Raw genomic sequence first — 12,872 nt, 5'->3', positions numbered from 1 at the left:
AGCGAGTAATCGCGCTGTGTCCGTTTCACACCTTGTCCCATCGGGCTCTCCATTTATTAGGGGGAAAGGTGTAAACCATATTCAGGACGGGACATGGCCAACAAAAAGGGCTCCTTGAAGGAGCCCTTTTCAATCACGGATGACGAGTTACTCTTCGTCGAAGCTACCGGCTGCGTTCAGCAGATCCGCCAGGTTCTGCTCCGCTTCATCAGCGGTCACCTGCGGGGTACCAACAGCACGAGCTGCGGCAGCACGCTGGTTGATTCGGCTGTGGTGGTAGGCAAAGCCGGTACCAGCCGGGATCAGACGACCCACGATGACGTTCTCTTTCAGACCACGCAGTTCATCACGCTTGCCACCTACGGCGGCTTCGGTCAGAACGCGAGTGGTTTCCTGGAAGGAAGCCGCGGAGATGAAGGACTCGGTGCTCAGAGATGCCTTGGTAATACCCATCAGTACATGACGGTAGGTCGCAGGGGTCTTGCCCTCGGCAACCAGCTTACGGTTGGCAATCTTCACACGAGCCACTTCAACCTGTTCGCCTTCGATCAGATCGGTATCGCCAGCGCTCAGGATCTCGCACTTGCGCAGCATCTGACGAACGATGACTTCGATGTGCTTGTCGTTGATCTTAACGCCTTGCAGACGGTAAACGTCCTGCACTTCGTTGGCGATGTAGTTGGCGACCGGGCTGATACCGCGCAGACGCAGGATGTCGTGAGCAGACTCAGGACCGTCCGCCAGCACTTCACCCTTCTCAACTTTTTCACCTTCGAACACGTTCAGGTTACGCCACTTCGGAATCATCTCTTCGTAGACGTTGCCACCATCGGTCGGGGTGATGACCAGACGGCGTTTGCCCTTGGTCTCTTTCCCGAAGGAGATGGTACCGGAGATCTCGGCCAGAATTGCCGGTTCCTTCGGTTGACGTGCTTCGAACAGATCCGCAACGCGCGGCAGACCACCGGTGATGTCCTTGGTACCGCCGGACTCTTGCGGGATACGCGCTACCGCGTCACCCACGCCCACGTTGGCACCATCTTCCAGGTTCACGATCGCCTTGCCCGGCAGGAAGTACTGGGCGGCTACATCGGTACCCGGGATCATCACGTCTTTGCCGTTCAGGTCGACCAGTTTAACGGTCGGACGCATCTCTTTACCGGCGCTCGGACGCTCGTTGACGTCCAGAACAACGATAGAAGAGAGACCGGTCAGCTCGTCGGTCTGACGAGTGATGGTCACGCCATCGATCATGTGTTCGAACTGCAGGCGACCTGCCACTTCGGTGATGATCGGGTGGGTGTGCGGATCCCAGTTGGCAACGGTCTCGCCAGCACTCACGGCCTGGCCGTCCTTCACTTCCAGCACGGAACCGTAAGGCAGCTTGTGGCTTTCCTTGGTACGGCCCATGTCGTCCATGATGGTCAGTTCGGTAGAACGTGAGGTGATAACCAGTTTGTCATCGCTGTTGTGAACGAACTTGGCGTTCTGCAGCTTGATGGTACCTGTGTTCTTGACCTGGATGCTGCTTTCAGCAGCGGCACGAGATGCAGCACCACCGATGTGGAAAGTACGCATCGTCAGCTGGGTACCCGGTTCACCGATGGACTGGGCGGCGATAACACCGACAGCCTCACCCTTGTTAACCAGGTGACCACGGGCCAGATCACGGCCGTAGCAGTGAGCACAGTTACCGAAGTCGGTTTCACAGGTGATGGCAGAACGTACCTTCACACGGTCAACGGAGTTACGCTCCAGCAGGTCACACAGCTGCTCGTCGAGCAGGGTGTTGCGAGCAACCAGGAGCTCGTCCTCGGTACCCGGCTTGATGACATCTTCTGCCACCACACGACCCAGCACGCGCTCACGCAGCGGCTCGACCACGTCGCCACCCTCGATCAGCGGAGTCATCCACAGACCGTCAGTAGTGCCGCAATCGTCCTCGGTGATCACCATGTCTTGCGCCACGTCTACCAGACGACGAGTCAGGTAACCGGAGTTCGCAGTCTTCAGTGCGGTATCCGCCAGACCCTTACGAGCACCGTGAGTAGAGATAAAGTACTGCAGTACGTTCAGACCTTCGCGGAAGTTCGCGATGATCGGGGTCTCGATGATGGAGCCATCCGGCTTGGCCATCAGGCCACGCATACCGGCCAGCTGACGGATCTGGGCGGCGGAACCACGCGCACCAGAGTCGGCCATCATAAAGATGCTGTTGAACGAGGCCTGCTCTTCTTCTTCACCCAGCGAGTTAACGTTACGCTCTTTGGACAAGTTCTCCATCATGGCCTTGGAGACGCGCTCGTTGGCGCTGGCCCAGATATCGATAACCTTGTTGTAACGCTCGCCCGCAGTTACCAGACCAGACAGGAACTGGTCCTGGATCTCGGCAACTTCGGCTTCGGCTGCTGCAATGATGTCTTTCTTGGCATCCGGGATGACCATGTCATCGATACCAACGGAAGCACCGGACAGGGCCGCGTAGTGGAAACCGGTATACATCAGCTGGTCAGCGAAGATAACGGTGTCCTTCAGGCCCTGCTTGCGATAGCAGGTGTTCAGCAGACGGGAGATGAGCTTTTTGCCCAGCGCCTTGTTGGATACGCACTTGATCCAGTTCTGCGGATTGGCATCCAGATCAGCCTGTTCTGCAGCAGTCAGCACCTTCGGCTCGTCGATCAGGGCGTATTCCATACCTTTCGGCAGGATCAGGCTCAGGATCGCACGACCAACGGTGGTGTTCTTCATCTCGGTGTGTTCACGCAGAGAACCGTCTTCCTGACGCAGGTATTCGGTAATGCGTACTTTCACACGAGCATGCAGATCGGCCAGACCGGCGCGATATACTTTCTCGGCTTCTTTCGGGCCGGCCAGCACCATACCTTCGCCTTTGGCGTTGATACGGGCACGGGTCATGTAGTACAGACCCAAGACCACGTCCTGAGAAGGAACGATGATCGGCTCACCGGAGGCAGGCGACAGGATGTTGTTGGTAGACATCATCAGCGCACGCGCTTCCAGCTGGGCTTCCAGGGTCAGCGGTACGTGGACCGCCATCTGGTCACCATCGAAGTCCGCGTTATACGCAGCACAAACCAGCGGATGCAGCTGGATTGCCTTGCCTTCGACCAGAGTCGGTTCGAATGCCTGGATACCCAGACGGTGCAGAGTCGGTGCACGGTTCAGCAGAACCGGGTGTTCGCGGATCACTTCGTCCAGGATATCCCAAACGACAGCTTCCTCGCGCTCCACCATCTTCTTGGCGGCCTTGATAGTGGTCGCCAGACCGCGGGTTTCCAGCTTGCCATAGATGAACGGCTTGAACAGTTCCAGAGCCATCTTCTTCGGCAGACCGCACTGATGCAGACGCAGAGTCGGGCCTACGGTGATAACGGAACGACCGGAGTAGTCGACACGCTTACCGAGCAGGTTCTGACGGAAACGACCCTGCTTACCCTTGATCATGTCGGCCAGGGATTTCAGCGGGCGCTTGTTGGAACCGGTGATGGCACGACCACGACGGCCGTTATCCAGCAGGGCATCGACGGACTCTTGCAGCATACGCTTTTCGTTGCGCACGATGATGTCGGGAGCAGCCAGATCCAGCAGACGCTTCAAGCGGTTGTTACGGTTGATCACGCGACGGTACAGATCGTTCAGATCGGAAGTCGCGAAACGGCCGCCGTCCAGCGGTACCAGCGGACGCAGGTCCGGCGGCAGCACAGGCAGCACTGTCATGATCATCCACTCCGGCTTGTTGCCGGACTGCAGGAAAGCTTCCATCAGCTTCAGACGCTTGGTGGTCTTCTTGCGCTTGGTCTCGGAGTTGGTTTGATCCAGCTCCTCACGCATGGTTTTGACTTCACCTTCCAGATCGATAGCACGCAGCAATGCCAGGATTGCTTCGGCGCCCATCTTGGCGTCAAATTCGTCACCCCACTCTTCCAGCGCATCCAGGTACTGCTCTTCAGAGAGCATCTGGCTGCGTTCGAGGTTGGTCATGCCCGGCTCGATTACGACGAAAGATTCGAAGTAGAGCACGCGCTCGATGTCGCGCAGAGTCATGTCCAGCAGCAGACCGATACGGGACGGCAGGGACTTCAGGAACCAGATGTGGGCAGTCGGGCTGGCCAGCTCGATGTGGCCCATACGCTCACGACGGACCTTGGTCTGGGTCACTTCAACGCCGCACTTCTCACAGATCACACCACGGTGTTTCAGGCGCTTGTACTTGCCGCACAGACACTCGTAGTCCTTCACCGGTCCGAAGATACGGGCGCAGAACAGACCATCACGCTCCGGCTTGAAAGTCCGGTAGTTGATGGTCTCAGGCTTTTTGACCTCACCGAATGACCAGGAGCGGATCATGTCAGGAGAGGCCAGACCGATCTTGATACTGTCAAACTCTTCGGTCTTGGTCTGAGCCTTCAAAAACTTGAGTAAGTCTTTCACGTGTTTCCCCTGTCAGGAGTCTAACCTCGGCGCCCCGGCTGCCAAAACAGCGGGGCGCCCACGTCAATTCTCGAACAATAAGAGCGAGCTCTTACTCTTCGTCCAGCTCGATGTTGATACCCAGAGAGCGGATTTCCTTCAGCAATACGTTGAAGGATTCGGGCATGCCCGGCTCCATACGGTGGTCGCCATCCACGATGTTCTTATACATCTTGGTACGGCCATTCACATCGTCAGACTTGACGGTCAGCATTTCCTGCAGGGTATATGCCGCACCGTAAGCCTCCAGGGCCCACACTTCCATCTCACCGAAACGCTGACCACCGAACTGAGCCTTACCACCCAGCGGCTGCTGGGTAACCAGGCTGTAAGAACCGGTAGAACGCGCGTGCATCTTGTCGTCGACCAAGTGGTTCAGCTTGAGCATGTACATGTAACCAACGGTTACTTTACGCTCGAAGCGGTTACCGGTACGGCCATCGAACAGATCAATCTGACCGGATTCCGGCAGATCGGCCAGCTTCAGCAGGGCTTTGATTTCGCGCTCTTTGGCACCATCAAAGACCGGAGTAGCAACCGGCAGACCCTTACGCAGGTTACCCACCAAGGTACGTACGTCGTCGTCAGACAGTTCGGCGATGTTCACTTGCTGGGTGTCCTTCTCGCCCAGGTCATAGACCTGTTGCAGGAAGTTGCGCATCTCGTGCAGCTCGCGCTGCTCTTTGACCATGCGATCGATCTTCTCGCCGATACCCTTGGCCGCAAGGCCCAGGTGCACTTCGAGGATCTGACCGATGTTCATACGGGATGGTACGCCCAGCGGGTTCAGTACGATGTCGACCGGACGGCCGAACTCGTCATGAGGCATATCCTCGACCGGACAGATCTTGGAGATAACACCCTTGTTACCGTGACGGCCCGCCATCTTGTCACCCGGCTGGATGCGACGCTTGACTGCCAGATAAACCTTGACGATTTTCAGTACGCCCGGCGCCAGATCATCACCCTGGATAATCTTGCGACGCTTGTTCTCGAATTTCTTGTCGAACTCGGCTTTCAGCTCAACGTGCTGTTCAGCGATCTGTTCCAGTTCGGTCTGCTTGCCTTCGTCTTCGATGGCCAGTTCAAACCACTTGGAGCGATCGAGCTTGTTCAGACGATCTTCGCTGTAACCGGCGGCCAGCAGCAGGTTGCGGGAGCGGCCGAAAATGCCGTCTTCCAGGATCTTGAACTCTTCGGTCAAGTCCTTCTTCGCTTCCTTCAGCTGCATCTCTTCGATTTCTTTGGCGCGCTTGTCTTTTTCCACGCCATCGCGGGTAAAGACTTGCACGTCAACCACGGTACCGTACACACCGTTCGGTACACGCAGGGAGGAGTCCTTCACATCGGACGCCTTCTCACCGAAGATGGCGCGCAGCAGCTTCTCTTCCGGCGTCAGCTGGGTTTCACCTTTCGGGGTTACCTTACCGACCAGAATGTCGCCGCCCTTCACTTCGGCACCCACGTAGACGATACCGGACTCGTCCAGCTTGGACAGAGCGGCTTCACCCACGTTCGGGATGTCAGCAGTGATCTCTTCCGGACCCAGCTTGGTGTCACGGGAGATACAGGCCAGTTCCTGGATATGGATGGTGGTCAGGCGATCTTCCTGAACAACACGCTCGTTCACCAGGATCGAGTCTTCGAAGTTGTAACCGTTCCACGGCATGAACGCGACGCGCATGTTCTGACCCAGCGCCAGTTCACCCAGGTCGGTGGACGGGCCATCAGCCAGTACGTCGCCAGCCATCACCGGCTCACCCAACATCACGCAAGGACGCTGGTTGATACAGGTGTTCTGGTTGGAACGGGTGTATTTGGTCAGGTTGTAGATGTCGATACCGGCTTCGCCTGGCATCAGCTCATCTTCATTGACCTTCAGGACGATACGGGAGGCATCGACATAGTCGATTACGCCGCCACGCTTGGCCACTACGGTTACACCGGAGTCAACGGCCACAGCGCGTTCCATACCGGTACCTACCAGCGGCTTGTCAGCACGCAGAGTCGGTACAGCCTGACGTTGCATGTTTGAACCCATCAATGCGCGGTTCGCGTCATCGTGTTCCAGGAACGGGATCAGAGCCGCTGCTACAGATACGATCTGCTGCGGGCTCACGTCCATATACTGGATCTGGTCGGCGTTCATAAAGGTGGATTCACCTTTGTGACGGCACGGGATCAATTCATCTTTCAGACGGCCATCTTCGGTGGTCGCGGCGTTAGCCTGTGCGATCACGTACTTGCCTTCTTCAATAGCAGACAGGTAGTCCACTTCGTCGGTGATCACACCGTCAATGACCTTGCGGTACGGGGTCTCGAGGAAACCGTACTCGTTGGTACGAGAGTACACGGACAGAGAGTTGATCAGACCGATGTTCGGACCTTCAGGAGTCTCGATAGGGCACAGACGACCGTAGTGAGTCGGGTGTACGTCTCGGACTTCAAAGCCGGCACGCTCACGAGTCAAACCGCCCGGGCCCAGCGCGGAAATACGACGCTTGTGGGTCACTTCGGAGAGCGGGTTGTTCTGGTCCATAAACTGGGACAGCTGGCTGGAACCAAAGAACTCTTTGACTGCGGCGGAGATCGGCTTGGCGTTGATCAGATCCTGCGGCATCAGGGTGTCCAGGTCGCCCAGGGAGAGACGCTCCTTGACCGCACGCTCGACACGCACCAGACCGACGCGGAACTGGTTTTCAGCCATTTCACCGACAGAACGAATACGACGGTTACCCAAGTGGTCGATATCATCCACTTCGTCGTTACCGTTACGGATGTCGATCAGGCGCTTCATCACATCGACGATGTCGTCTTTGGTCAGTACACCTGCGCCAGTCTCGTCTTCACGACCCAGACGGCGGTTGAACTTCATCCGACCTACGGTAGACAGGTCGTAACGCTCGGCGGAGAAGAACAGGTTTTCGAACAGCTGTTCTGCAGCTTCGCGAGTAGGCGGCTCGCCCGGACGCATCATGCGATAGATCTCGACCAGCGCTTCCAAACGGTTGGAGCTGGAGTCGACACGCAGGGTCTCGGACATGTAGGCACCGTGATCCAGTTCGTTGGTGAACAGAACCTCGAAATGCTTGAAGCCGGCTTGGGACAGGTTGGCGATCGCTTCCAGGCTCAGCGCCTGGTTGGCGGTCACGACCATCTCGCCAGTTTGCGGATGTGCGTAGTCCTTGGCAGCAACTTTGCCAACAACATACTCAACCGGTACCTCAATCTGGGTAACGGCGTCTTTTTCCAACTGACGGATGTGACGCGCAGTCACACGACGACCGGTCTCAACCACCACGGCGCCATTGGCCACGATGTCAAAGGTCGCAGTTTCACCACGCAGACGCTCCGGCACCAGATCCATCATCAACTTGCCATCTTTTACTTCAAAACCGATGGTCTCGAAGAAGGTGGCCAGGATTTGTTCGGAAGTGAAGTCCAGGGCGCGCAGAATAATGGATGCTGGCAGTTTGCGACGACGGTCGATACGGACAAACAGGTTGTCTTTCGCATCGAACTCGAAGTCCAGCCAGGAGCCACGGTAGGGGATAACGCGAGCGTTATACAGTACCTTACCGGATGAATGAGTTTTGCCTTTATCGTGGTCGAAGAAGACGCCCGGGCTGCGGTGCAGCTGGGAGACGATAACCCGTTCGGTACCATTGATAACAAAGGTGCCGTTCTCGGTCATGAGCGGAATTTCGCCCATGTATACTTCTTGTTCCTTGATGTCTTTGACGGTGCCGGCAGCTGCTTCACGGTCGTACAGAACCATACGAAGCTTGACACGCAGCGGCGCGGAGTAGGTCACTCCACGGATCTGGCATTCTTTTACGTCAAATACCGGCTCACCCAGGCGATAGCTGACATACTGAAGCTCAGCACTACCGGAGTAACTGGTGATCGGGAAAACGCTACGGAAAGCGGCCTCTAGGCCATATTCACCTTCCGGGTCAGCCTCGATGAACTGCTTGAAGGAGTCCAGCTGAATGGACAACAGATAAGGCGTGTCCAGTACCTGGTCTCGCTTACCGAAGTCCTTACGAATGCGTTTTTTTTCGGTATAAGAGTAAACCATAGGGTTCCTCAGCTCGCTGATAAGTGACCCACTCTGTCCCGCGGGACAGCTCTGTCTCAACACCGTTTTGTGTTGGCCCGGACGAAAGAAGACAGTCCGGATTGCTGGTGCACCGAGAGTCGTAAACGGTGTGAAATGCTCTCAGTCTACAGCGCAAAAAGGCTGGTGAACAAAAATTCACCAGCCCTAGCCTGTTTTATCAGGCTAATCTACATAAATGCAGATTATTTGATCTCAACAGAAGCACCGGCAGCTTCCAGCTCTTTCTTCAGAGCTTCAGCTTCGTCCTTGGACACGCCTTCCTTCAGGTTAGCCGGAGCTGCTTCTACCAGATCTTTGGCTTCTTTCAGGCCCAGACCGGTAGCGCCACGAACGGCTTTGATAACGGCAACTTTGTTGGCGCCAGCAGCAGTCAGAACTACGTCGAACTCGGTCTTCTCTTCTACTGCTTCAGCAGCAGCCGGGCCAGCCATTACGGCAGCAGCGGCAGAAACACCGAACTTCTCTTCCATAGCTTCGATCAGCTCAACAACTTCCATTACGGACATGGAAGCAACGGCTTCGATGATTTGGTCTTTAGTGATAGACATGACAAAAATTCCTGATGTTGAATAAACTCAAACAGCCTAAATAGGCGAGAATCAAGCAGCAGCTTGTTTCTGGTCGCGAACAGCAGCGATAGTACGAACCAGCTTGCCAGCAGAGGCTTCTTTCATAGTCGCCATCAACTTCGCAATTGCTTCTTCGTAAGTCGGCAGCGTGGCCAGACGATCAATTTGTGCTGCGGCGATAAACTCACCGTTAAAAGCGCCAGCCTTGATTTCGAACTTTTGGTTCGCTTTGGCAAACTCTTTGAACAGACGAGCAGCAGCGCCCGGGTGTTCGTTAGAGAAAGCAATCAAGGTAGGACCGGTAAATGCGTCGTTCAGGCACTCGTATTCGGTACCTTCTACCGCTCGACGCAGCAGGGTGTTACGCACAACGCGCATGTACACACCGGCTTCACGAGCGGTTTTACGCAGGACGGTCATCTTGTCTACAGTTACACCGCGAGAATCGGCAACAACTGCAGAAAGAGCGCCTTTGGCAGCTTCGTTGACTTCAGCAACAATTGCCTTTTTGTCTTCGAGTCCCAATGCCATTGGCTTAACTCCTGGATTGAATCCGGGTCTATTGACCCAGTACTGACACATCCCCCCTACCTTTACAACAGAGGGGAACGATGCGGTAGCAGGATTCCAGAAGAGAAAGAATCTTTCTCGCTGGGTTTCCGGCACCGTCTACGCAGGAAACATTAAGGCTTTGCAGCCTCCTGCGGTCTTGGACGGAGGTCGAAACCCCCAACCAATCAAGGCGCAAAATTATAGATTAAATTTTGCGCCTTGTAAAACCCATCAATTAGGCCTGAGCTTCCAGAGAAGCTTGGTCTACGGCAACACCGGCACCCATGGTGGTGGAGATGCTGACTTTCTTGATGAATTGACCTTTGGCGGAAGAGGGCTTGCCTTTTTTCAGGGCAACCAGCAGAGCTTCCAAGTTTTCTTTCAGCTGAACTTCGTTGAAAGAAACCTTACCCAGAGTGGTATGGATGATACCATTCTTGTCGTTACGGTAACGAACCTGACCAGCCTTGGCGTTCTTGACTGCTTCGGCAACGTTAGGAGTTACAGTACCAACTTTCGGGTTCGGCATCAGGCCGCGCGGGCCCAGGATTTGACCCAGTTGACCAACAACGCGCATGGCATCCGGGGATGCGATAACTACGTCGAAGTTCATCTCGCCTTTCTTAACCAGATCGGCCAGGTCATCCATACCTACCAGGTCAGCACCGGCAGCTTTAGCTGCTTCGGCGTTGGCACCTTGGGTAAATACGGCAACGCGTACATCACGACCGGTACCGTGCGGCAGTACAGTAGCACCACGTACGTTCTGGTCAGATTTACGAGCGTCGATACCCAGGTTGACAGCAACGTCAACGCTTTCAACGAACTTGGCGGTAGCCAGTTCTTTCAGCAGGGCAATGGCTTCGTTGATGGAGTACTCTTTGGTACCGTCAACTTTTTCGCGAATAACGCGCATACGCTTGGAAAGTTTAGCCATTGTCTTAATCCTCCACTACCAGACCCATGGAACGAGCGGAGCCTGCGATGCAACGTACTTTTGCATCCAGATCGGCACCAGTCATATCCGGCTCTTTGGTCTTGGCGATTTCTTGCAGCTGGGCAACGGTCACCTTACCAACCTTGTCTTTGTTCGGCTTGGAAGAACCAGACTTGATGCCAGCAGCTTTCTTCAGCAGGAAGGAAGCAGGCGGAGTCTTGGTTTCGAAGGTGAAGGAACGGTCGCTGTAAACGGTGATCACGACCGGAGTCGGTGAACCTTTTTCCAGCTTCTCTGTACGAGCGTTGAACGCCTTACAGAATTCCATGATGTTAACACCGTGTTGACCCAGTGCAGGACCAACGGGAGGAGACGGGTTGGCTGCACCAGCAGCAACCTGCAGCTTGATATAAGCTGTGACTTTCTTAGCCATTAGGAAAATACCTCAAAAATGGGTTCTAGCGCCTCGGAGACTTGCTCCTGCAAACGGCTCCCCAACTAATAAAGGGGCAGCGAATTATAGAGATATTCGCTGCCCCTGACAACCGTTAAACGTACAGAATTCAATCAGCCTTTTTCGACCTGACCAAAATCCAGTTCAACAGGAGTAGAACGACCGAAGATCAGTACAGAGACCTTCACGCGGCTCTTCTCATAATCGACCTCTTCAACGGTACCGTTGAAGTCGGCAAACGGACCATCAGCAACCCGCACCATTTCACCCGGTTCAAACAGGGTTTTCGGACGCGGCTTGTCGTGGGCATCCTGCAGACGGTTCAGGATGGCATCGGCCTCTTTGTCGGAGATCGGTGCCGGACGGTCGGAAGTACCGCCGATGAAGCCCATTACACGCGGTACGTTACGCACCAGGTGCCATGTGGTTTCATCCATGATCATCTGGACCAGGACATAACCCGGGAAAAACTTGCGCTCACTCTTGCGCTTCTGGCCAGCACGCATCTCGACCACTTCTTCGGTCGGGACCAGTACTTCACCGAACATGTCTTCCATGCCATGCATCTTGATATGTTCACGCAGGGACTTGGCTACACGGCCTTCATAGCCGGAAAAAGCCTGCACGACATACCATCTCATACGTTGTTCACGTTGTTCAGTCATGGCTTATCCTTACACACCGGTAATCAGGTTGACCAACCAGACCAAGGCACCGTCCAGAACGAACAGCAGCAGCCCCATCACGGCGGTCACCGCCAGCACAATCAGGGTTGTCTGAATGGCTTCCTGACGGGTCGGCCATACGACCTTGCGGACTTCCAGGCGAGACTCACGGGCGAATGCCAGTGTTGCCTTTCCCTTGGTGGTTTGCAGGGCTACTGCACCAGCAGCAGCAATGACAACGACCACACCCAAGGCGCGGACGGCAGCGACAACATCGTTGAGCAGGTAATTACCCACTACAGCGGCCGCCAGGATAATGAAAACCAGGCCCCAAAGCAGGGTATCCTTGCTTCCGCCCTGGCTCTCAGAACTAACACTCATACAACCCACCTGTATCTGACGTAACCAAAGACACAAAAGCCCCGTACGAGACGAGGTATATGGCAGGGGCGGCAGGACTCGAACCCGCAACCATCGGTTTTGGAGACCGCTGTTCTACCAATTCGAACTACGCCCCTACACAAGAAAGCCCCTATTATAGGGGCTTTGCTTTATTTATGTAAGCCAAAGATTAAGCGATAACTTTAGCTACAACACCAGCACCTACGGTACGGCCACCTTCACGGATAGCGAAACGCAGGCCGTCGTCCATCGCGATCGGCGCAATCAGGGTAACAACCATCTTGATGTTGTCGCCCGGCATTACCATCTCTACGCCTTCCGGCAGTTCGATGGTACCGGTCACGTCGGTAGTACGGAAGTAGAACTGCGGACGGTAGCCTTTGAAGAACGGGGTATGACGACCACCTTCTTCTTTGGACAGCACGTACACTTCAGATTCAAACTTGGTGTGCGGCTTGATGGTGCCCGGCTTGGCCAGTACCTGACCACGCTCAACTTCTTCACGCTTCACGCCACGCAGCAGGGCGCCGATGTTCTCGCCTGCACGACCTTCGTCCAGCAGCTTGCGGAACATTTCAACACCAGTACAGGTGGTAGAAACGGTATCTTTGATACCAACGATTTCTACGGTCTCACCTACTTTAACGATACCGCGCTCTACACGACCGGTAACTACAGT

General features: G+C 55.2%; 9 protein-coding genes and 1 tRNA gene. All 10 read right to left on the bottom strand.

All coding sequences use genetic code 11. The features are described from left to right. Positions 1-147 precede the first annotated feature (147 nt). Positions 148-4,452: a DNA-directed RNA polymerase subunit beta' gene (gene rpoC / locus AB5Y92_RS10855; RefSeq protein ID WP_164536393.1), complete on the bottom strand. Its 4,305-nt coding sequence runs from the start codon at positions 4,450-4,452 to the stop codon at positions 148-150. Between the two features lie 91 nt (positions 4,453-4,543). Further along, positions 4,544-8,572 carry a DNA-directed RNA polymerase subunit beta gene (gene rpoB / locus AB5Y92_RS10850; protein WP_005339897.1) on the bottom strand — a complete coding sequence of 1,343 codons (4,029 nt, stop codon included), beginning with the start codon at positions 8,570-8,572 and terminating at the stop codon, positions 4,544-4,546. 224 nt (positions 8,573-8,796) lie between these two features. Further along, on the bottom strand, positions 8,797-9,162 hold the full coding sequence (rplL, locus tag AB5Y92_RS10845; protein ID WP_005306304.1) for a 50S ribosomal protein L7/L12: 366 nt from the start codon (positions 9,160-9,162) through the stop codon (positions 8,797-8,799). Between the two features lie 51 nt (positions 9,163-9,213). After that, on the bottom strand, positions 9,214-9,714 hold the full coding sequence (gene rplJ / locus AB5Y92_RS10840) for a 50S ribosomal protein L10 (protein WP_005339895.1): 501 nt from the start codon (positions 9,712-9,714) through the stop codon (positions 9,214-9,216). 256 nt (positions 9,715-9,970) lie between these two features. Continuing rightward, complete coding sequence (rplA, locus tag AB5Y92_RS10835) at positions 9,971-10,672, bottom strand: 50S ribosomal protein L1 (protein WP_005339888.1); 702 nt, start codon at positions 10,670-10,672, stop codon at positions 9,971-9,973. Positions 10,673-10,676: 4 nt separating this feature from the next. Beyond that, complete coding sequence (gene rplK, locus AB5Y92_RS10830; protein ID WP_005339887.1) at positions 10,677-11,105, bottom strand: 50S ribosomal protein L11; 429 nt, start codon at positions 11,103-11,105, stop codon at positions 10,677-10,679. Positions 11,106-11,239: 134 nt separating this feature from the next. Continuing rightward, complete coding sequence (gene nusG, locus AB5Y92_RS10825) at positions 11,240-11,791, bottom strand: transcription termination/antitermination protein NusG (RefSeq protein ID WP_005306318.1); 552 nt, start codon at positions 11,789-11,791, stop codon at positions 11,240-11,242. Between the two features lie 9 nt (positions 11,792-11,800). Further along, complete coding sequence (gene secE / locus AB5Y92_RS10820) at positions 11,801-12,172, bottom strand: preprotein translocase subunit SecE (protein WP_005306322.1); 372 nt, start codon at positions 12,170-12,172, stop codon at positions 11,801-11,803. Positions 12,173-12,232: 60 nt separating this feature from the next. After that, a tRNA-Trp gene (locus AB5Y92_RS10815) sits at positions 12,233-12,309 on the bottom strand. Positions 12,310-12,362: 53 nt separating this feature from the next. Beyond that, on the bottom strand, positions 12,363-12,872 hold a 510-nt coding region (locus AB5Y92_RS10810), incomplete at its 5' end, for an EF-Tu/IF-2/RF-3 family GTPase (RefSeq protein ID WP_368226756.1).

Source organism: Aeromonas sp. R1-1, assembly GCF_040908495.1.
GTDB classification, from domain to species: domain Bacteria; phylum Pseudomonadota; class Gammaproteobacteria; order Enterobacterales; family Aeromonadaceae; genus Aeromonas; species Aeromonas veronii.
Note: the sequence above shows the minus strand (reverse complement) of the source record. Positions and strands in the feature narration are given on the sequence as shown.